The following is a 21,190-nucleotide window of genomic DNA, read 5'->3' on the forward strand; positions in this document are numbered from 1 at the left end:
TATTTTAACTTCCCGGGATTAAAAGTAGGTAATTTGGCCACGACAAAGGCATGACCTTCGTCATCCGGGGGTCGCGAAAACGTTTTCGTGTTGAAAACTTTCTTGAGTTCCGAATTTAAGGAATAATTATTATAGTTTTACGACACTGTTAAAATTAAGATTTTTAAGTCCTATTATATATGAAGCCCAAATTGACCCTTAAACAGATTGCCCGTGAACTGGATGTTTCAGTTTCCACTGTTTCTAAAGCTCTTCGCGATAGTGCTGAGATAAGTGAGGAGACCCGTCAAAAAATAAAGGCCTTTGCGAAACTATATAATTATAAACCCAACAATATTGCCCTAAGCCTAAAGAACCGAAAGACAAGGACCATAGGAATAGTTCTTCCGGAGATAGTACACGACTTTTTTGCCACTGTTATTGGGGGGGTAGAACAGGTTGCAAATAAGCACGGATATAATGTGATCATTTGCCTTTCGAACAATTCTTTTGACCGGGAAGTGATGAATATGGAGATGCTGGCAAATGGTAGTACAGACGGATTTATACTTTCTGTTGCAAAGGAAACACAGCAAAAAGAAGATTATCACCATTTAGAGGAGGTGATTAATCAAGGTATGCCTGTCGTTATGTTTGATCGTGTGGTGGATGAAATAGTGTGTGATAAAGTTATTATTGATGATTCAGAAGGCGCAAAAAAGGCAGTTCAGCACCTTATTGATCTCAATTGCAGGAAAATCGGTATTATTACCACGGTTGACTATGTAAGTGTTGGGAAACTACGAACTAAAGGTTATATCGAAGCACTCCAAAAAAATGGAATGCAGGTGGATGAAGAAAATATCCTGAAGATCGAAGATATGGAGAGGAGTGAAGAGGAGATAATAGACTTCATTAAAAAACGTGAATTGGATGGTATCTTTGCTGTTAATGAGCAATTTGGAGCAAGTGCAGTTAGAGGATTAAAAGAAAAAGGATTGGAGGTTCCAAAAGATGCTGTGGTAATAAGTTTTTCAGATGGAGAGCTTTCAAAAAGGTTCATTCCCAGCCTTTCTACAATTAGTCAGCACGGCGCTGAAATGGGAGCCAGGGCGGCAGAATTGTTGATCGAAAGACTCGAAAGGCCTGTTGAAGCTGATGAACGCTTTAAAACAGAGGTAATTGAGACCAGTCTAATACAGCGCGAATCAACTCTAAGAACAAAATTAACTTCGGTTTAATAATTTTACTATCTTTACCCCGAATTTTATCAGAACTTATATTTTCACTTCCCCCTTTTAAGTTTTGATAAGTCTAAAAAGCTTATCGTAATCTAATCCTACGATAATGCAGAAACGCACGTTGAGTTTTTGGGAGATCTGGAACATGAGTTTTGGATTTCTTGGTATCCAATTTGGTTTTGCCCTGCAAAACGCCAATACCTCCAGAATTTTTGAAACCCTTGGAGCTGATGTAGATCAGATCCCGATCCTTTGGATTGCTGCCCCTGTTACGGGACTGGTAGTTCAACCTATTATCGGGTATTTTAGTGATCGCACCTGGACCCGCTTGGGTAGAAGAAGACCTTATTTTCTGGCGGGTGCAATATTATCCTCTATAGCCTTATTTATAATGCCTAACTCACCCACATTGTGGATTGCAGCAGGTACTTTGTGGATCATGGACGCCTCCATTAATATTTCTATGGAGCCTTTCCGTGCTTTTGTGGGGGATAATCTTCCTGCAAAACAAAGAACGTTGGGGTTTGCCATGCAGAGCTTTTTTATAGGAACAGGAGCCGTTGTAGGTTCTTTGTTGCCGTATATGTTCTCTAACTGGCTTGGCATTAGTAACACTGCTCCGGAAGGGATCATCCCCGATTCTGTAAAATGGTCTTTTTATGTGGGAGGGATCGTATTCTTCCTTGCCGTACTGTGGACTGTTTTTAAGTCTTCGGAATATTCTCCTGAAGAATTAGAGGAATTTGAAAAGCGCGATCGAGAAGCGGTTGCCAAAGTGGTCAAAAAAGAAGACCGGGAACAGAATATTAAAAAACAGCTTATTTCCGGACTGGTCATGCTGATTTTAGGAAGTTTGGTGACCTGGTACATCTATGACCATGATCTTACGAAAGAACTTTATATTCTTTTCGTAGGTCTTATTGTGACCGGAGCACTTTTCATCCTTGCCTCACAGCTGCGGAAGAAGAAAGTACAGAACGGGTTCACCACTATTATTACAGATATGCTGAACATGCCCGAGACCATGAAACAATTGGCCTGGGTACAGTTCTTCTCCTGGTTTGCCCTTTTTTCAATGTGGATCTATACCACAGCCGCTGTCACAGGACATGTCTTTGGTGCGACAGATCCAACATCTGAACTTTATAACGACGCTGCAGACTGGGTGCCGGTGATGTTTACAGTTTACAATGGTGTAGCGGCTGCTGTAGCTTTTCTGCTTCCGGTAATTGCCCAAAAGACCAGTAATAGAATAACCCATTTGTTAGCCCTGTGTTTTGGAGGTATAGGTTTGATCTCAATCTATTTCCTTTCAAGTAAGGCAGGCCTGCTACTTTCTATGGTAGGTGTGGGGATTGCCTGGGCGAGCATTCTATCATTGCCTTATGCAATGCTATCAGGATCTCTTCCCTCGGCTAAAATGGGGTATTATATGGGAGTGTTCAACTTTTTTATTGTAATTCCACAAATAGTTGCCGCGACCATTTTAGGATACCTGGTAAAAGAATTTTTTGGAAATGATCCTGTTTATGCCATAGTGGTAGGAGGCTTTTCCATGATACTTTCAGGACTATTGACCCTGAGAGTGCGAACAAAAAAACGAGTAAATATTCATGAACAAGTATAAAGGAATAATTTTTGACCTTGACGGGGTTATTGTGGATACTGCAAAGTTCCACTACCTGGCATGGAGAAAATTAGCGAATGATATGGGTTTTGATATAACCCTTGAGCAGAATGAACAATTAAAAGGAGTTAGTCGGATACACTCTCTCGAACGAATTTTGGGTTGGGGAGGAAAGTCGGTTTCAGAAGATAAGTTTGAAACGCTGATGGCTTCCAAAAATGAGGATTATCTGGCACGTATCTCCGGAATGTCAGCAGAAGACCTGTTGCCGGGAGTTAAAAAAGTATTGGACTATTTATATGAAAATAAAATTCCTTTTGCACTTGGCTCAGCAAGTAAAAATGCCAGGCCTATTTTAAAAGGTCTCGGTATTTCGGAATGGTTTACAGCCATTGTCGATGGAAATGACGTCCATAAGGCTAAACCAGATCCGGAAGTCTTCCTTGTCGCTGCTGAAAAACTTGCTTTAAAACCCGAAGAATGCGTGGTCTTTGAAGATTCCGTAGCAGGAATAGAGGCCGCTAATCGGGCAGGAATGCTGAGCGTGGGAATTGGTGATAAAGAGGTTTTGAAGGGAGCAGATTATATCTTTGCCGACTTTACCGAAATAGATTTAGAGTTTATAAAAAAATTGTTAGAAAGTAAGAAATGAATCAGGATTATATTAAACCAGATAGTTGGTCGATCATTGAAGAGGGATTTGAGTCAGAAAGAGTGAAGTCTTCCGAAAGTCTCTTTAGTATTGGAAATGGAGCGATGGGTCAACGGGCTAATTTCGAAGAGGAATATTCCGGCCCTACCTTTCAGGGAAGTTATATAGCAGGTGTTTATTACCCCGACAAAACAAAAGTGGGTTGGTGGAAGAACGGATATCCCGAATACTTTGCTAAAGTATTGAATGCCCCTAACTGGATCGGGATCAACTTATTGATCAACGGAGAGTCTTTTGACCTTTTTAAATGTACTGAAGTTAAAGACTTCCGCAGAGAATTGAATATGAAAGAGGGCTGGTATGAGCGCAGTTTTGTGGCTACCACCCCCGAGGGAATTGATTTAGCTGTTAAAGTAGTTCGTTTCCTATCCATTGCTCGCAATGAATTAGGAGCGATCAAGTTCGATGTTGAATTGTTGAATTCAGATGCGACAGTAGTTTTTGAACCGTATATAGATAGTGGTATTACTAATGAAGATGCCAATTGGGAAGAGAAATTCTGGAAGACTTTAGATGTAAGTACGCGGGATCAGAGAGGGTTTATTACTTCAAAAACCCTCAAAACCGAATACCACACCACCGCATTTATGCAGTCACAGGTCTTTAAAAATGGACATCTCGTGCCTGTAGAAGCGAGTGAAGTTCTCTTTGACGAAAAGATCTCCTTCCGGTATTCCTTAGATGCTCAAAAAGGGGAAAAAATTACCCTTCAAAAGTTCGGAGGTTATGTGACGGACATGAATCATAAGCGGGAGGAATTGGTTTCCGCAGCTGCGAATGTACTGGAGCAGGCTGTAAGTGCAGGGTTTGACACTTTGCTCAACGAGCAGAAAAATGCGTGGTCCAAGATCTGGGAAATGGCCGATATCTCTATAGAAGGAGATGTAAAGGCACAACAGGGGATCAGGTTCAATATTTTCCAGTTGAACCAGACATATTTAGGAGAAGATGCGAGGTTGAATATTGGCCCTAAAGGTTTTACCGGAGAGAAATATGGTGGTAGCACCTATTGGGACACAGAGGCCTACTGTATTCCATTCTATATGGCGACCAAAGATCAGCATGTTGCCAGAAACCTCCTGACCTATCGTTATAATCAGCTCGATAAAGCGATAGAAAATGCGAAGAAGCTGGGCTTTACCAATGGGGCAGCCCTGTATCCAATGGTGACCATGAACGGAGAGGAAAGCCATAATGAATGGGAGATCACTTTCGAGGAGATCCACCGTAATGGAGCGATGGTCGTTGCTATTAAACGTTATGTGGACTTCACAGGAGACTTCAGCTACATTCCTGAAAAAGGTTTGGAAGTTATGATCGCTATTGCACGCTTCTGGCAGCAAAGAGCAAATTACAGTACTCAGAAAGACAAGTACGTGATCCTTGGGGTGACCGGTCCAAATGAGTATGAGAACAACGTTAACAATAACTGGTACACCAATTATATTGCGAAATGGTGTATTGAGTACACTATTGCTGCTATTGATAGCGTAAAAAATGAGTTTTCTCAGGATCATGATCGTATCATGGCCAAAACAGGGCTCACTGCTGAAGAACTTGCGAGATGGCAAGAAGTGGCAGAAAAAATGTACTTCCCTTATTCAGAAGAATATAAAGTATTCCTGCAGCAGGATAACTTCCTGGATAAGGAGATCATTCCTGTATCAGAACTGGATAAAACTCAGCGACCGATCAACCAGAAATGGAGCTGGGACCGAATCTTACGTTCCTGTTATATCAAACAGGCCGATGTGCTTCAGGGATTCTACTTTTTCGAAGACCACTTCTCGATGGAAGAACTTGAAAAACACTTTGATTTCTATGAGCCATTGACGGTTCATGAATCATCCCTTTCTCCTTGTGTTCATAGTATTCAGGCGGCTGTTCTGGACAGAATGGACCAGGCCTATAAATTCTATCTTCGAACCTCAAGGCTGGATCTTGACGACTACAACAATGAGGTGAAGGAGGGATGTCATATTACGAGTATGGCCGGTACCTGGATGAGTATTGTGGAAGGATTTGGAGGAATGCGCGTTGTTGATGGGCAGCTGTCTTTCAACCCTAAGATCCCGAATGGCTGGGAAGCATTTTCTTTTAAAATTAATTACCGCAATAAGATCCTGAAGGTGAATGTTGCTCCGGGAAAAACCAGCTTTAGCCTGGAAGGAAATGAGGCTATTGAGATCCTTGTAAAAGGTAAGGCTGTAAAAGTGGAGCCTAACCACTTAGTATGTGTTTAAAATCAAAAAGCTTCCTGGCAACGGGAAGCTTTTTTAATATAAAATATAAGGTATGAAAAAGATGTTTTTTGTTCTCGTTGTTCTTATCAGCCTATCCTCTTTTGCACAAATTCAAAGGGTGGAGCCTCCAAACTGGTGGACCGGATTTAAAGATCAGGATCTTCAATTGCTTGTCTACGGAAAAGAGATTGGAAAAACAGTCCCTGAAATTAATTATAATGGAGTTTCTATTGAGGAGGTGCACAAAGCTGATAGTCCCAATTACCTTTTTATAGACCTTTCTATTTCTGAAGAGGCCAAACCCGGAAAGTTTGACATAAGATTCAAAAAATCCGGTGGTAAAACTGAAGTTTTTAAATATGAACTCAAGGCTCGTCAGAAACCGGCAGAAGATTATGTAGGTTTTGACAGTTCAGATGTAATTTATCTTATCACGCCAGATCGTTTTGCAAATGGTGATCCCTCCAATGATATTAATTCTTCCCTCTTAGAAAAGACCATTGACAGGAATAATGATTATGCGCGACATGGAGGTGATATTCGCGGAATTATTAACCATCTGGATTACATTGACACCCTCGGTTTTACGGCCATCTGGTCGTCGCCTTTGCTTATCAATGACATGAAAAATGCTTCCTATCACGGGTATGCCATGACCGATTTCTATAAGGTGGATCCAAGGTTTGGAACTTTGGCCGAATACAAAGAGCTGGCTGATAAAGCCGGAGAAAGAGGGATCAAACTGATCATGGACCAGGTTGCCAATCACGTAGGAATTGAACATTGGTGGATGAAAGATCTTCCTTTCACGGACTGGATCAATTACCAGGAGCGTTACTTAAATGGTGAAAAAACAGTTTATTCCAGCCATCAGAGAACCACGAACCAGGATATGTATGCTTCCGAAGGTGACAAGAAAAGAATGACCGAAGGTTGGTTTGTAGATACCATGCCAGATCTAAACCAGGAGAATCCTTATATGGCCAACTACCTTACCCAGAACAGCATCTGGTGGATAGAAACTCTTGGCCTCGGCGGAATTCGTCAGGACACCTATCCTTATCCCGATAAGGAATTCATGAGCGACTGGGCTGGTGCAATCATGACCGAATACCCTAACTTCAATATTGTAGGAGAGGAGTGGAGTTACAATCCGCTACTTATAAGGTATTGGCAGGAAGGAGCGCCCAATAAGGATGGCTACGACTCCAACTTAAAGTCGACTATGGATTTTGCCATGCAGGCAAATATAGTGGCGGCTTTGAATGAGGAAGAGAATTGGGGTTCAGGATTGGAGAAGATATATGCAGGTCTTGCCAATGATTTTGCTTACGCTTCCCCTTCAGACATCATGATCTTTCCCGATAATCACGATATGAGCAGGATCTATACCCAGCTCGGGGAAAGTATTCCGAAGGCAAAAATGGCGCTGGCGTATATTTTGATGTTACCTCGCATTCCGCAGATCTACTACGGAACCGAGATCCTGATGAATGATACTGCCAAACCCGGTGATCACGGTCTTATAAGAACCGATTTCCCCGGCGGATGGAAAAATGATTCGGTGAATGCCTTTACCGGTAAGAATCTTTCCAAGGTTCAAAAGGAAATGCAAACATACCTGAAGCTGATTCTGAACTACCGCAAGAACAGTGAAGCCATCCAGCAAGGGGAAACAATTCATTTTGCACCGGAAAATGGAGTTTACCTGCTTTCCCGAAGCTCTGGAAATGAGAAAGTGGTGTTGATACTCAATAAGAATGAGGAGCCTGTGAACCTTGATCTGGAACGTTTTGAAGAACTCGGTCTGGGTGGGCAAAATCTAAAAAATCTGCTTACGGGAGAAAAAATGATCTGGGAAGGCAGCCTTGCGTTACCGAAAATGGGAGCGTATATCTTTACTACAAAACTTTAAATCGACTTGAGAGAATATATGTTTGATAAAGGTGTGAAAAAGGGGATTTTTTTGGGTCTTCTATTTTTACAGATCGCGGTGTTCGGTCAAAACCCGGAGCGGGTCTTTAAGCAGGCTCAAAAAGGGGAAAATTTTACTCAATTAGAAACCAGTGACGGAAAGTACATTTTTAAGTACTATACTCCCGAAATTATTGAAGCTACTTTTGTTCCTTCAGGAGAAACTTTTTCTTCCACCTCTCACGCGGTGGTAATGGAACCTCAAAAAGTGGAGTATGAACTCATCCAAAATGATACTTCTCTAACCCTTGATTCTGAAGGAATCGATGTGGTAGTGCAAAAAAAGCCATTTCAAGTCACTTATTACTTCAAAGGTGAAAAACTGACTTCCGAAAAGACCGGGTATTCCAGGGATGAAAAACATGAAAAACTGGATTTCAATCTCACTGAGACCGAAGTTCTATTTGGTGGAGGAGCTAGAGCTCTGGGGATGAACAGGCGTGGTAACAGGCTGGAGTTGTACAACCGTGCTGATTACGGGTATACCACCAAAAGTGAATTGTTAAATTACACGCTTCCAATCGTTCTTTCTTCGGAAAAATACCTGCTTCATTTTGATAATGCCCCTATCGGTTTTCTGGATCTTGACAGTGAACATAATAATACTCTTACCTACGAAACCATCAGCGGAAATAAGAGATACCAGGTCGTGGTTGGAGATTCCTGGGAGGATTTGGTGAGTAACTATACCTTGCTTACCGGTCGCCAGCCGCTGCCTCCAAGATGGGTTTTTGGAAATTTCTCCAGCCGTTTTGGATATCATTCTCAGAAAGAAGTTGAAAATACGATCGCAAAGTTCAAAGAAGAGAATATTCCGGTAGATGCCATAATTCTCGATCTTTTCTGGTTTGGTCATGAGATCAAAGGCACGATGGGTAATCTTGCTTTTGTGCGTGATTCTTTTCCGCAGCCCAAGAAAATGATGAAGGATCTGAAGAAGAAAGGGGTGAAGACCATTTTGGTTACAGAGCCTTTTATTTTGACCACTTCAAACCGTTGGGAAGAGGCAGTCAAAAATGACATTTTGGCTAAAGATTCTTTGCAGCAGCCTTTCACCTTTGATTTCTACTTCGGAAACACCGGCTTAATTGACATTTTTGAACCCGGAGCACAGGATTGGTTCTGGAATATTTATGAGGACCTGAAGAAAATGGGCGTCGATGGCTGGTGGGGAGACCTGGGAGAGCCTGAAGTGCATCCTGAAGCCTTGCAGCATTCTATTGGTTCAGCTAATGAAGTTCACAATATCTATGGACATTACTGGGCTAAAATGATTTACGAGGGATATGCCGAAAATTTCTCTGAGCAACGGCCTTTCATTCTCATGCGTGCCGGGGCAGCCGGTTCCCAGCGATTCGGATTAATGCCATGGTCCGGGGACGTGAGCAGAAGCTGGGGCGGATTAAAACCCCAACCCGAGATCTCCCTTCAAATGGGACTTCAGGGACTGGCGTATATGCATTCTGACCTTGGCGGATTTGGAGGTGATCTTTTGGATGACGAGTTATATGCCCGCTGGCTTCAGTACGGAGTATTCCAACCCATCTACAGGCCTCATGCACAGGAAGCAGTGGCTTCAGAACCAGTTTTTAGAGCCGAAAGACCTAAAAAGCTTGCTAAGAAAGCAATAGAACTCCGTTATAAGATGTTGCCCTATAACTATACGCTGGCTTTCAGGAATTCAATAGAAGGATTGCCATTAATGAGGCCGCTCTTCTTCGAAGAACCTGATAATTTCCGATTGTATTCGGTTGCCCAGGAATATCTTTGGGGAGATGCTTTTTTAGTCTCTCCCGTTGTTCGACCCGATGTTTCTGAAAAAGAGATCTACTTTCCAAAAACGGCAAACTGGTTCGATTTCTACACAGGGAAGATGTATGAAGGAGGATCTACTGCAACTGTCCAGCTGAAGGAGGAGTATATTCCTACTTTCGTTAGGGGTGGTGCGTTTGTTCCTATGTCCAAACCTATGCATTCGACCACTGAATTTTCTCCGGAGAAATTGGAAATCCATTATTTTTATGATCCTTCGGCTGAAAAAAGTACAGGGAATTTGTATTTTGATGATGGGCAAACCTCAAGGAGTTATGAAAAAGGTCTTTTTGAACTCCTAAATTTCAGTAGTGAAATTTCAGAAAATGAAATAATTATTACAGTTGAAAAGGAATTAGGTTCGGCTAAAAAGGTTTCAGAAATAGTAAAATCTGAAATGGTGGTACATAATCTCATTTTTGAGCCTTCCGAAGTAAAGATAAATGGTAAGAAAATGAGGTTCAGTTTTGATGCTGAAAAACACGAACTACAGTTGCCGCTGGAATTAAAGAATAATAAAACTACAATATCAATAAATTAACTTAAAACTAATCTTATGAAAAAAATATCAATTTTCTTTTTGGGGCTGTTGGCCCTGACTTCCTGTAAGAACGACCCCGATAATGCAGCGGGTGAAATCGCCGTTGAACAGGAACAGAAAATAGAACCTGTAAGTGATGATGTGCTGGCATCAGCCGTAATCTATGAAGCCAATATCCGTCAATATTCTCCTGAAGGCACTTTTGATGCTTTTACCGAAGATATTCCGCAGTTGAAAGATCTGGGTGTAAAAGTGATCTGGCTAATGCCGATCTATCCTATTTCTGAAACCAAGAGGAAGGCAACAGGAGATCTTAGCATTGAAGATATTGAAGATCCGGAAGAAAGAGAGAAATACCTTGGTAGCTACTATGCCATTTCAGATTATACCGATGTCAATCCTAATTTCGGGACCAAAGAAGATCTTGATGAACTAGTTGAAACTGCTCATGAAAACGGTATGTATGTGATCCTTGACTGGGTTGCGAACCATACAGGTTGGGATCACCAGTGGCTAAAGGATCATCCTGAATTCTATACTCAGAATGAAAAAGGTGAGCCGGTAGATCCACTTAATCCTGCAACGGGTGAGTCCTGGGGTTGGACAGATGTTGCCGATCTTAATTATGACAACAAGGAACTTTGGAAAGAAATGACCGAGGATATGAAGTACTGGATCGCCGAACATGATATCGATGGTTTTAGAGCTGATGTTGCCGGAGAAGTTCCAACCGAGTTTTGGGATCAGGCTGTGGTAGAAGTAAAGAAGATCAAGCCGGTATTCATGCTTGCAGAATCTGAAGACAAAGACCTTTTCCATAATTCATTTGATATGGGATATAACTGGGAAGGTCATCACCTAATGAATGAAATGGCTCAGGGGAAAGTAACCGTGAAAGCCTGGGATGATTACATGAAGAAGATCGACACCACTTATCAGCAGGATGATTACCTGATGAATTTCGTGACCAATCACGATGAGAACTCCTGGAATGGAACAGTTACCGAAAGAATGGGAGATGCTTCAGAAGCTATGGTTGCTCTTACCTATACAATTCCGGGGATGCCACTTATCTACAGTGGGCAGGAGTATGATATGGACAAAAGGCTGAAGTTCTTCGAAAAAGACACTATTCCAAAGGCAAAAGGGAAAATGTGGCCGGTGCTTGAAAAACTGGGAGAGCTGAAAAATTCCAATCCGGCGCTTCATGGTGCCAAGGAGGCTGCGCCTCACAACAGGATCCAGACTTCCAATGACGCTAAAGTTCTTGCTTTTGAAAGAGCAGCGAATGGCGATAAAGTGGTATATGTTGCGAACATGAGTGATAAGCCGGTAGAATTCACCATGGAAGTGACTGGAAATTTCACTCCATACATTGGGAAAAAAGACTTCGAATTGACCGAAAATGGCAATTATAAATTTGGTCCATGGGAATATGTTGTTTTAGTAAATAATTAAAATTTCCTCAAAAAAATTGCAAAAATGCCTCTGAAAAGGGGCATTTTTATTTTTTATTAACCGAAAACGTTTGAGTTTCAGGGGGAATTAGGTTATATTCTCTAATTGAAATAGCTTTACATCAATGTTAGAAAAGATTAAAAAGATCGCAGTTTTGACTTCCGGAGGAGACGCTCCAGGAATGAACGCAGCAATTAGGGCCGTAGCCAGAAGTTGCGCATACTACAACCTGGATTGTATCGGTGTTTACCGGGGATATCAGGGATTGATTGAAAACGATTTTGAACTTCTCACCGCACGATCTGTGCGTAACGTCATTAACCGTGGCGGCACGTTCTTAAAGTCGGCAAGATCAAAAGAATTCCGAACCGAAGAAGGTCGTAAAAAAGCTTATAAGAATCTTCAGAATTCGGGAATTGATGCTCTTATCGTAATTGGGGGAGACGGTACTTTTACCGGCGCCATGAAATTACAGGAGGAGTACAATTTTCCGGTAATAGGAATTCCGGGTACCATTGACAATGATATCAATGGCACAGATTATTGCATTGGCTATGATACCGCGCTTAATACGGTTGTGGAGGCTATTGACAAAATCAGGGATACTGCCAGTTCTCATAACAGGCTTTTTCTTGTTGAGGTGATGGGCCGCGATGCCGGTGATATCGCCTTGAACAGTGGAATTGGAGCAGGGGCTGAAGAGATCCTTATTCCTGAAGAGGACAAAGGGATCGAGCAAATGCTGTTCTCCCTTGAAAGAAGCCGAAAATCGGGCAAGACTTCCAGTATCATTGTGGTAGCCGAAGGAGAGAAGAGCGGAAAGAACATCTTTGAGCTCGCCGAATATATTGGTGAGAATCTCGAAGGTTATGATATACGTGTATCGGTTTTGGGTCACATCCAAAGAGGAGGAGCCCCCAGTTGTTTTGACCGGGTGCTGGCCAGTAGGTTGGGTGTAGGTGCAGTTGAAGCTTTAATGCGCGGTGAAAGTAATGTCATGGTTGGGATCACTAACAGAATGGTAACTTCAGTAGATTTTGAAGTGGCCATTAAAGGTCAACGACCATTAGATAAGGAGTTAAGGAGGGTGTTGAACATCACCACAATTTAAATTTTATAAAAACAGAGATTATGAGTACTAAAATAGGAATTAACGGATTTGGTCGAATAGGAAGGATCGCCTTCAGAATTGCCAGTGAAAGAGAAGATGTAGAAGTAGTGGCAATTAATGACCTGCTGGATGTAGATCATTTGGCATATCTTTTAAAATATGATTCAGTTCATGGAACATTTAAAGGTTCTGTGGAAATTGAAGGAGGAAACCTGGTTGTGAACGGAAAACAAGTTCGTATCACTGCAGAAAAGAATCCGGAAGAACTAAAGTGGGATGAAGTGGGTGCAGAAATCGTTATGGATTGTACCGGAATTTTCACCACTAAAGATACTGCAGCAAAACACCTTACAGCAGGTGCGAAAAAAGTAGTTATTTCGGCTCCTTCTAAAGACGCGCCTATGTTCGTTATGGGTGTGAACCATGAGGACATCACCTCAGACGATAAGATCGTATCTAACGCTTCATGTACTACCAACTGTCTTGCCCCACTTGCAAAGATCGTTGATGATGAATTTGGACTTGTTGAAGGTCTAATGACTACCATTCACGCGACCACTGCAACCCAAATGACAGTAGATGGTCCATCTAAAAAAGACTGGAGAGGTGGTAGAAGTGCTTTGATCAACATCATTCCTTCTTCTACCGGTGCTGCCAAAGCAGTAGGAAAAGTAATTCCTAAGCTTGACGGAAAATTGACTGGGATGGCCTTCAGAGTTCCTACTGCAGATGTTTCTGTGGTTGACCTTACTGTAAGAACTGAAAAAGCTGCTTCTTATGAAGATATTAAAGCGGCCTTTAAGAAAGCTTCGGAAGGTGCTTATAAAGGAGTAGTTTCTTATACAGAAGAACAAGTAGTTTCTCAGGATTTCGTTTCTAATTCTTACGTTTGTAACTTCGATGCCGGAGCGGGAATTGCGCTAAATGACAACTTCTTTAAACTGGTTGCCTGGTATGACAACGAATATGGCTATTCAGCTAAACTTGTAGAATTGTCTGCTCACGTAGCTTCACTAAAATAATTCATATTAAAGCCCTGAATGTTCAGGGCTTTTTTTATTTTTCACTATGATTTTAATAGCAGATGGCGGCTCCACAAAATGTGATTGGATCTTATTGGATTCCGATGGGGAGCAAGTGCTGAAAACCCGAACAAAAGGATTGAATCCTGCAGTCTTTAAGACTGAAGTGCTGGAACAACGGCTCGCAGAAAATTTTGACCTCCAGACCGTAAAAGATAGAGTTGAAAAAGTACATTTTTATGGTGCAGGTTGTGGTACTGCGAAACCCACAGCTCTTTTGAAATTGATCCTGGAAAAATATTTTTCCAGTGCCACAGAAGTACTGGTACAGGAAGATATGGTGGCTGCTGTGTATGCAGTTACTGACGAGCCCGGTATTGTCTGTATCCTGGGTACAGGATCCAACAGTTGTTATTTTGATGGTAAGACCATCAAAACGGCAGTAGACTCCCTGGGATACATTTTAATGGACGAAGCTAGCGGAAATTACTTCGGAAAAAGATTGATCCGCGATTATTACTACAAAAAAATGCCGCAAAAGCTGGCAGCGATCTTTGAGAAGGAATACGATATTTCTTCAGATGCCATTAAAGAGAACATCTACAAGAAAGAAAACCCGAATACTTATTTGGCTCATTTTGCTGAATTCATTTTCAAGAATGAACAAAACGGTTATTTCTACCAGTTGATCGCAGAAGGAATGCAAAATTTTATTGAGCACCGGGTACTTTGTTTCAAGGCTGCTCAAAATGTGCCGATCCATTTTGTAGGATCCATCGCTTATTTTTCTCAGGAGATCGTAAGGGATGCGTTGCAACCTTATCGTTTGACAGTTGGGAATATCGTGCAGCGCCCTATTGATGGCATCCTGGACTACTATCGCAAAAATGTGTTAAAGGTTCAGCAGTAGAAAGCTTTCAGCAAAATTTTACTACATTTAAAAAAACAATTTTTAAATGCTGGTAAAAGTTTACGGAAGTGCTGTGTTTGGGGTGGAAGCCACCACTATCACCGTTGAAGTAAACGTCGACTCGGGCATAGGTTACCACCTGGTAGGTCTTCCCGATATTGCAGTAAAAGAAAGCAGTTTTAGAATAGCGGCCGCATTGAAAAATGTCGGCCGCAATTTTCCCGGAAAGAAAATTACTGTAAACATGGCTCCCGCCGACCTTCGGAAAGAAGGTTCGGCCTATGATCTCACCTTCGCCATGGGGATTCTTATTGCCTCAGGACAAATCCAAGCCGAAAATATTTCCGATTATATTATTATGGGTGAGCTTTCTCTCGACGGAAGCCTGCAACCCATAAAAGGAGCTTTACCCATTGCCATAAAAGCTAAGCAAGAGGGTTTTAAAGGCTTTTTTCTTCCGAAGCAGAACGTTAGGGAAGCCGCGATTGTCAGTGGCCTTGACGTCTACGGAATTGAAAATATTGAAGAGATTATCCGTTTTTTTGACGAAGGAGAGGAGCTTGAAAAAACGGTTATTGATACCCGAAAGGAATTCTACAACGAACTGGAAAATCCGGAGCACGATTTTGCCGATGTAAAAGGGCAGGAATCGATCAAACGCTGCATGGAGATTGCCGCTGCCGGTGGTCATAACATTATACTTATTGGTCCTCCCGGCGCAGGAAAGACGATGCTGGCCAAACGATTGCCCAGTATTTTACCTCCAATGACCCTCCACGAGGCATTGGAGACCACTAAGATCCATAGCGTTGTGGGTCGCGTACGGGAAAATGTGGGATTAATGGCCCATAGACCTTTTAGAAGTCCTCATCATACTATATCAGATGTTGCTCTTGTTGGCGGTGGAGCATATCCGCAGCCGGGGGAGATCTCGCTTTCCCATAATGGCGTCTTATTCCTGGATGAGCTTCCGGAGTTCAAACGCAGCGTTCTTGAGGTAATGAGACAGCCGTTGGAAGACAGGGAAGTGACTATTTCCCGGGCAAAGTTCACGGTTACGTACCCTTCAAGTTTTATGTTGGTGGCCAGCATGAATCCCAGCCCCAGTGGATACTTTCATGAACCTGGATCACCGGCTACTTCTTCCCCGGGAGAAATGCAACGGTATTTAAGTAAGATCAGTGGTCCACTTCTGGATCGCATCGATATTCATATTGAGGTTACTCCGGTGCCCTTTGAAAAACTGAGTGAAGAGAGAAGGGGAGAGAGCAGTCGCGAAATAAGACAGCGGGTCACGGCAGCTCGGGAGAGACAAACCGAACGGTTTGAAAGTGATGAAAAAGTGCATTATAATGCGCAGATGAATGTGCGGCAGATCAGAGAATTCTGCAGCCTGGATCCTGCTTCCATGCAATTGTTAAAAACGGCAATGGAAAAATTAAACCTTTCTGCGCGAGCTTATGACCGTATTTTGAAGGTCTCTCGAACTATTGCTGATCTTGATAATTCTGAATCTATAAACGGTGCTCACATAAGTGAAGCGATACAATACCGCAGCCTGGACAGGGAAGGCTGGCTGGGTTGAACTAAAACTACAATTAAATGAAAAAATTAATCCTGATTTTCGCCGCTATGGCTTTAATGAATTGCAAAGGGAACGATGAGGCTCCCGAAGATGGAGTAACAAACAATGAAGACTCTACGCTGGTGGATAAAGCCGCCGGAATGCTTACCGAGGTAAAACCGGTAACCTTAACGTTGGAGCAAGCCAACAAACTGGCTCAGCTTCCGCTGGATTGCATTAATGTGGAGTATCCTAATAAACTGAACCAAACCCTTGCAAATAAATCTGAAATAGGAGAACCAAAGGAGTTGCATCCGGCTTTCTACGGATGTTTTGACTGGCATTCTTCTGTTCATGGCCATTGGGCGCTGGTAAGTCTGCTAAAAAGGTTTCCGGACCTCAAAAAAGAAGAAGAGATCCGTGAAAAGCTACAACAAAGCCTTTCCGAAGAAAATATAAGACAGGAAGTGGCTTACTTCAGTAATGAACAGGAGGATTCTTACGAAAGGACGTACGGTTGGGCATGGTTACTCAAACTGGCTGAAGAACTTCACACCTGGGATGATCCTTTAGCGAGAGAACTGGAGCAAAACCTGCAGCCGCTCACCAATTTGATAGTAGATAAGTTCAAAGATTTCCTACCTAAACTAAAGTACCCGATCCGGGTGGGAGAACATACCAATACTGCTTTTGCTTTGTCTCTTGCTCACGATTATGCCAAAGCAACCGAAAAGGAAGACCTTAAGATGCTGATTGAAAAAAGGGCTAAGGACTTTTATCTTACAGATGACAATTGCCCATTGACCTGGGAGCCCAGCGGATTTGATTTTCTTTCCCCATGTTTCGAAGAGATCGATATCATGAGAAGGGTGCTGCCCGAAAATGCTTTCCGCCTATGGATGGAAGATTTTATGCCTCAGCTCAAGAATAAAGATTTCGACCTAGAAGTGGCAGAGGTTTCCGATCGCAGCGATGGAAAACTGGTGCATCTCGACGGGCTCAACTTTAGTCGTGCATGGGTGATGTATGGACTTGCAAATAAATATCCGAAGAAATACGGTCATTTAAAACCGCTGGCGAATGAGCATGTGGCTTATTCCTTTCCAAACCTCGTAGGAGATACTTATGAAGGAGGTCACTGGCTGGGAACTTTTGCACTTTACGCCCTTCAGCAAAGTATACAGGAGAAGTGAGATCCTGGTTTAAAAATGTAGGTCCGGGAGTACTGGTGTCGGCAGCCTTTATTGGTCCCGGAACCGTCACCGTTTGTACGTTGGCAGGTGTGAATTTTGGCTTTGCCTTGCTATGGGCTCTCCTGCTTTCAATAATTGCCTGTCTGGTGCTTCAGGAAATGGCCGCCCGGCTTGGCATCATTACTCAAAAGGGTCTTAGTGAGGTAATTCGGGAGGAGATCAAAATTCCCCTTTTTAGAGTTGCAGCCATTGTTCTTGTATTTGCCGCAATCGTAGTTGGAAATGCGGCTTACGAGGCGGGGAATATTACCGGTGCTGTGTTGGGAATCTCGGCAATTGCGCCAAAAATTGTGTGGGAGACCGGCATCTTTTCGATCGACTTTTGGAGTTTTATCATCAGTCTTATTGCTTTTATAATTTTAGCTATCGGAAATTATAAGGTCCTGGAGAGAGTATTCATAGCCCTGGTAGGGATCATGAGCCTTTCCTTTATCATCACAGCCTTCCTCACAAAACCTGATCTTCTGGCAATGCTGAAGGGGCTTTTTATCCCTTCGGAAGGATCTGCCGGTATATTGACCGTCATGGCATTAATAGGCACTACGGTGGTCCCTTATAACCTCTTTTTACATTCCTCAATTGTCAGTGAAAAATGGAAGGGGCCGGGTTTTTTGAAGATAGCCCGAAAAGAGCTTTTTTGGGCCATTAGTCTTGGCGGAATTGTTTCCATGGCCATTGTCATTACAGCAGCCGCTTCAGGCGTTCAAAATGTCTCCAATGCAGCCGATTTTGCCGCGGGACTCGAACCTTTATTTGGTGAATATGCCACCTGGTTCATTGCAGTGGGTTTATTTTCTGCAGGAATTACATCTTCAATCACAGCTCCGCTGGCGGCAGCATATGTGGTGAAAGGTTGTTTGGGATGGAAAAAAGGATTAACTTCAGGTAAGTTCAAAATGGTGTGGTCTTCTGTCTTGATACTCGGAATGATATTTTCTTCCCTGGGCCTCAAACCGGTGACCATCATTCAGTTTGCGCAGGTAGCCAACGGGATCTTATTGCCTGTAATTGCAGTTTTCCTGTTCTGGGTGGTGAACCGTACCTCTCTCATGGGAGAACACCGAAACACGAAGCTGCAAAATGCACTGGGAATCGCGATCATTTTGATCACTGTTTTTTTAGGTGCCAAATCGATCCTTAGCGTATTGGGAGCATTATAAATCTGCAACATGAAAGAAATACATATTAATTGTGACCTGGGAGAAGGCGGAAAGTATGACAAAGACTTAATGCCGCTTATTTCTGCCTGTAATATCGCTTGCGGCGGGCATGCCGGGACTCTGGATTCCATGCACCACACTGTAGATCTCGCCATGGAACACAATGTGGAGATTGGCGCTCACCCTTCTTATCCCGATAAGGAGAACTTCGGAAGAAAGAGTTTGCAAATTGAAGCAAAAGAACTGCACAGATCTATAGAGGCCCAGATTTTAAGTCTAAAGCAAATTGCAGAAGCCGAAGGCACAAAACTTACACATGTCAAACCCCACGGTGCTCTTTACAATGATGCTCAAAAAGATGAAAAGATCGCACAGATTATCCTGGATGCTATCTTGGAATTTGATGATCCGCTGCCTTTGTATGCGCCAAAAAATTCCGTGATTGCACGATTGGCAGAAGGGAAAGTAAAGGTCATTTTTGAAGCCTTTGCAGACAGGAATTACAATACAGATTACAGCCTTGTGAGCCGCAAAGATCCACATGCACTCATCACTCAAAAAGAACATGTTTTTAAACATCTTTTTTCAATGGTTTCTGAAGGGAAGATAGTGTGCCATAATGGCCAGAAAATTGACTGCGATGCGACCACTTTTTGTCTTCACAGTGACACTCCAAATTCGGTTGAGATCCTGAAGTTTTTGCACGAAAAATTCTGGGCTGAAAATATCAGGATCAAACACAATTCATGAATAAATTTCCGGTAATTAAGAGAATGGGGGAGCGGGCAATTCTGCTCGAATTTGAACCGGAGATCAGTGAAAATTTGCTTCAGAAGATCCTGATCCTTAAAAATGTCCTGGAAGAAAATTTACTTAAACAAGAGGTTGAAATAACGAACACATACAGTTCATTATTAATCACTTACCGCAACACAATAGAAGATATCTATGGGGAGTTTTTTCTAATAAAACAGCTATTAGAGAAGGCGAATATAGAAAAAAATATTGAAAGGAATTTATTTCATGTTCCGGTGTGTTACGAGGAAGAATTTGCACCCGATCTTGAATTGGTAGCCACTCAAAAAAAGCTCACTTTTGAGGAGTTGATCGACCTTCATACGGCACCAATTTATACTCTCTATTTCATCGGATTCCTACCGGGATTTTTATACCTGGGAGGACTGGATGAACGGCTTCATATTTCCCGTAAAAATGAACCCCGGTTGAGGGTCCAAAAAGGGGCGGTTGGAATAGGGGAAAAACAGACGGGAATCTATCCAAAAATGAGTCCGGGGGGATGGCAAATAATTGGCAATTCCCCGGTTCCTCTTTTTGATAAAAAAATAGATCCGCCTTGTGAATTTTCGGCGGGCGATAAGTTGAAATTTTATTCGGTGAGCAAAGAGGAACATCAACAGATTTCCGAGGAGGTGATGAAGGGTAACTTCAGATTCAAAAAAGAGAAATACAATGGCTGAAGTGGAGATCTTACATCCCGGGTTATTTTCCAGCATTCAGGATAAGGGCAGGAACGGGTATCGGAAATTTGGTGTACCCCAAAGTGGCGCCATGGATTCCTTCGCAGCCGGAATGGCGAATCTCCTGCTTCAGAATTCTCCGGATGCTGCGGTGCTTGAAATGACACAACAGGGCCCAAAAATGCGATTTTTGGATCCTACTAAGATCGTCATTACAGGAGCAGAGCTTTCACCTTTTTTGAACGACAATCCGGTTGAGAATAACAGGATTTATCAGGTGAAGATTGGAGACGTGCTAAGCTTTGGGCGCCGAAAAACTGGTTGCAGAGCCTATTTGGCTGTCAAAGGTGGTTTCCTCACCGAAGAAGTGCTTCACAGCCGGAGTTTCTATCAGGATCTCACTGCTTCCGAAAAACTGGAGAAAGGAATGCGATTAGCCATTGCTCCAACTTCAGAAAACGCGGAACAGACCAGGGTAGTGGTGAAACCTGCAGAATACATGGAGGATCGACAACTGGAGGTCTTTCCCGGGCCTGAATTTGATCAGCTTTCCGCAGAAGAAAAAAGCAACCTCTTAAAAACCCCTTTTTCAATAGACAGGAACAACAATAGAATGGCCATTCAGTTGACAGAAGAAGTTTCAAATAAACTCCAGCCAATCCTTACCGGCCCTGTGATTCCGGGGACGGTGCAATTAACTCCTTCAGGAAAGCTCATAGTACTTATGAGAGATGCCCAAACTACAGGCGGATATCCCAGGGTGCTTCAGGTAAGCGAAAAAGGAATAAATATCCTGGCGCAAAAAGTATGGGGAGAACAGGTTGAATTCGTGCTATCCGAAAAATTCAAGGTGCCGGCAACCTGAAGACCTAACTTTAACCCTACACTAATTATGGCCTTAACAGGCGCCAGGCACCTTTTTTTGTTCAGATATTGAACTGCCCGAAGGTAATTAAATCCTCCAGGCAAAAAGATGACAAATAGCATTTATGCGATTTTGTGTTAAGAATATGTTGAATAATGTGCCGCATTTCTAAAACAAAGGCTAAAGCTGAAGCTCAAATGATGAGGACATTTTAAAAGATATTTTTAAAGCGATATCTTC

General features: G+C 42.6%; 16 protein-coding genes. All 16 read left to right on the top strand.

Annotated features, from left to right (window positions below; translation table 11 throughout):
• Positions 1 to 179 precede the first annotated feature (179 nt).
• The 16 genes from ACNORC_RS11100 (at position 180) to ACNORC_RS11175 (ending at position 20,950) form a co-directional block, all read left to right on the top strand.
• Positions 180 to 1,220, top strand: coding sequence for a LacI family DNA-binding transcriptional regulator (locus ACNORC_RS11100; protein ID WP_418335710.1), 1,041 nt, complete (start codon positions 180 to 182; stop codon positions 1,218 to 1,220).
• Positions 1,221 to 1,326: 106 nt separating this feature from the next.
• On the top strand, positions 1,327 to 2,847 hold the full coding sequence (locus tag ACNORC_RS11105; protein ID WP_418335711.1) for an MFS transporter: 1,521 nt from the start codon (positions 1,327 to 1,329) through the stop codon (positions 2,845 to 2,847).
• Positions 2,834 to 3,499, top strand: a complete 666-nt coding sequence (gene pgmB, locus ACNORC_RS11110; protein WP_418335712.1) for a beta-phosphoglucomutase — start codon at positions 2,834 to 2,836, stop codon at positions 3,497 to 3,499. The genes ACNORC_RS11105 and pgmB overlap by 14 nt, the downstream gene beginning before the upstream one ends.
• Complete coding sequence (mdxK, locus tag ACNORC_RS11115) at positions 3,496 to 5,802, top strand: maltose phosphorylase MdxK (protein ID WP_418335713.1); 2,307 nt, start codon at positions 3,496 to 3,498, stop codon at positions 5,800 to 5,802. The genes pgmB and mdxK overlap by 4 nt, the downstream gene beginning before the upstream one ends.
• 52 nt (positions 5,803 to 5,854) lie before the next feature.
• The gene (locus ACNORC_RS11120) at positions 5,855 to 7,717 is read left to right on the top strand and encodes a glycoside hydrolase family 13 protein (RefSeq protein WP_418335714.1); all 1,863 of its coding nucleotides are present in this window, start codon (positions 5,855 to 5,857) and stop codon (positions 7,715 to 7,717) included.
• Positions 7,718 to 7,723: 6 nt separating this feature from the next.
• Positions 7,724 to 10,129 (top strand): glycoside hydrolase family 31 protein, encoded by a 2,406-nt coding sequence (locus ACNORC_RS11125; protein WP_418335715.1) that lies wholly within the window; start codon positions 7,724 to 7,726, stop codon positions 10,127 to 10,129.
• Positions 10,130 to 10,144: 15 nt separating this feature from the next.
• Positions 10,145 to 11,587, top strand: coding sequence for an alpha-amylase family glycosyl hydrolase (locus tag ACNORC_RS11130; RefSeq protein WP_418335716.1), 1,443 nt, complete (start codon positions 10,145 to 10,147; stop codon positions 11,585 to 11,587).
• Between the two features lie 124 nt (positions 11,588 to 11,711).
• Complete coding sequence (pfkA, locus tag ACNORC_RS11135; protein WP_418335717.1) at positions 11,712 to 12,698, top strand: 6-phosphofructokinase; 987 nt, start codon at positions 11,712 to 11,714, stop codon at positions 12,696 to 12,698.
• A gap of 20 nt (positions 12,699 to 12,718) precedes the next feature.
• The gene (gene gap / locus ACNORC_RS11140; protein ID WP_418335718.1) at positions 12,719 to 13,720 is read left to right on the top strand and encodes a type I glyceraldehyde-3-phosphate dehydrogenase; all 1,002 of its coding nucleotides are present in this window, start codon (positions 12,719 to 12,721) and stop codon (positions 13,718 to 13,720) included.
• A 46-nt stretch (positions 13,721 to 13,766) separates the two neighbouring features.
• Positions 13,767 to 14,630: a BadF/BadG/BcrA/BcrD ATPase family protein gene (locus ACNORC_RS11145; protein WP_418335719.1), complete on the top strand. Its 864-nt coding sequence runs from the start codon at positions 13,767 to 13,769 to the stop codon at positions 14,628 to 14,630.
• Positions 14,631 to 14,676: 46 nt separating this feature from the next.
• Complete coding sequence (locus tag ACNORC_RS11150) at positions 14,677 to 16,215, top strand: YifB family Mg chelatase-like AAA ATPase (RefSeq protein ID WP_418335720.1); 1,539 nt, start codon at positions 14,677 to 14,679, stop codon at positions 16,213 to 16,215.
• Positions 16,216 to 16,232: 17 nt separating this feature from the next.
• Positions 16,233 to 17,387, top strand: a complete 1,155-nt coding sequence (locus ACNORC_RS11155; protein ID WP_418335721.1) for a DUF2891 domain-containing protein — start codon at positions 16,233 to 16,235, stop codon at positions 17,385 to 17,387.
• Complete coding sequence (locus ACNORC_RS11160) at positions 17,384 to 18,607, top strand: Nramp family divalent metal transporter (RefSeq protein WP_418335722.1); 1,224 nt, start codon at positions 17,384 to 17,386, stop codon at positions 18,605 to 18,607. The genes ACNORC_RS11155 and ACNORC_RS11160 overlap by 4 nt, the downstream gene beginning before the upstream one ends.
• A 9-nt stretch (positions 18,608 to 18,616) precedes the next feature.
• Positions 18,617 to 19,357 carry a 5-oxoprolinase subunit PxpA gene (gene pxpA / locus ACNORC_RS11165; RefSeq protein ID WP_418335723.1) on the top strand — a complete coding sequence of 247 codons (741 nt, stop codon included), beginning with the start codon at positions 18,617 to 18,619 and terminating at the stop codon, positions 19,355 to 19,357.
• Positions 19,354 to 20,085, top strand: a complete 732-nt coding sequence (gene pxpB, locus ACNORC_RS11170) for a 5-oxoprolinase subunit PxpB (protein ID WP_418335724.1) — start codon at positions 19,354 to 19,356, stop codon at positions 20,083 to 20,085. The genes pxpA and pxpB overlap by 4 nt, the downstream gene beginning before the upstream one ends.
• Positions 20,078 to 20,950: a 5-oxoprolinase subunit C family protein gene (locus ACNORC_RS11175; protein ID WP_418335725.1), complete on the top strand. Its 873-nt coding sequence runs from the start codon at positions 20,078 to 20,080 to the stop codon at positions 20,948 to 20,950. Before pxpB ends, ACNORC_RS11175 begins: the two co-directional genes overlap by 8 nt.
• Positions 20,951 to 21,190: the final 240 nt, after the last annotated feature.

It is taken from the genome of Salinimicrobium soli (assembly GCF_048323655.1).
GTDB lineage: Bacteria > Bacteroidota > Bacteroidia > Flavobacteriales > Flavobacteriaceae > Salinimicrobium > Salinimicrobium soli.

What these genes read in the sequence shown, in the direction of transcription:
- pxpA (WP_418335723.1), top strand. Translation starts at nt 18,617, where the DNA reads ATGAAAGAAATACATATTAATTGTGACCTGGGAGAAGGCGGAAAGTAT.
- ACNORC_RS11175 (WP_418335725.1), top strand. Translation starts at nt 20,078, where the DNA reads ATGGCTGAAGTGGAGATCTTACATCCCGGGTTATTTTCCAGCATTCAG.
- ACNORC_RS11105 (WP_418335711.1), top strand. Translation starts at nt 1,327, where the DNA reads ATGCAGAAACGCACGTTGAGTTTTTGGGAGATCTGGAACATGAGTTTT.
- ACNORC_RS11130 (WP_418335716.1), top strand. Translation starts at nt 10,145, where the DNA reads ATGAAAAAAATATCAATTTTCTTTTTGGGGCTGTTGGCCCTGACTTCC.
- ACNORC_RS11120 (WP_418335714.1), top strand. Translation starts at nt 5,855, where the DNA reads ATGAAAAAGATGTTTTTTGTTCTCGTTGTTCTTATCAGCCTATCCTCT.
- pgmB (WP_418335712.1), top strand. Translation starts at nt 2,834, where the DNA reads ATGAACAAGTATAAAGGAATAATTTTTGACCTTGACGGGGTTATTGTG.
- gap (WP_418335718.1), top strand. Translation starts at nt 12,719, where the DNA reads ATGAGTACTAAAATAGGAATTAACGGATTTGGTCGAATAGGAAGGATC.
- ACNORC_RS11145 (WP_418335719.1), top strand. Translation starts at nt 13,767, where the DNA reads ATGATTTTAATAGCAGATGGCGGCTCCACAAAATGTGATTGGATCTTA.
- mdxK (WP_418335713.1), top strand. Translation starts at nt 3,496, where the DNA reads ATGAATCAGGATTATATTAAACCAGATAGTTGGTCGATCATTGAAGAG.
- ACNORC_RS11150 (WP_418335720.1), top strand. Translation starts at nt 14,677, where the DNA reads ATGCTGGTAAAAGTTTACGGAAGTGCTGTGTTTGGGGTGGAAGCCACC.
- ACNORC_RS11155 (WP_418335721.1), top strand. Translation starts at nt 16,233, where the DNA reads ATGAAAAAATTAATCCTGATTTTCGCCGCTATGGCTTTAATGAATTGC.
- pfkA (WP_418335717.1), top strand. Translation starts at nt 11,712, where the DNA reads ATGTTAGAAAAGATTAAAAAGATCGCAGTTTTGACTTCCGGAGGAGAC.
- ACNORC_RS11100 (WP_418335710.1), top strand. Translation starts at nt 180, where the DNA reads ATGAAGCCCAAATTGACCCTTAAACAGATTGCCCGTGAACTGGATGTT.
- pxpB (WP_418335724.1), top strand. Translation starts at nt 19,354, where the DNA reads ATGAATAAATTTCCGGTAATTAAGAGAATGGGGGAGCGGGCAATTCTG.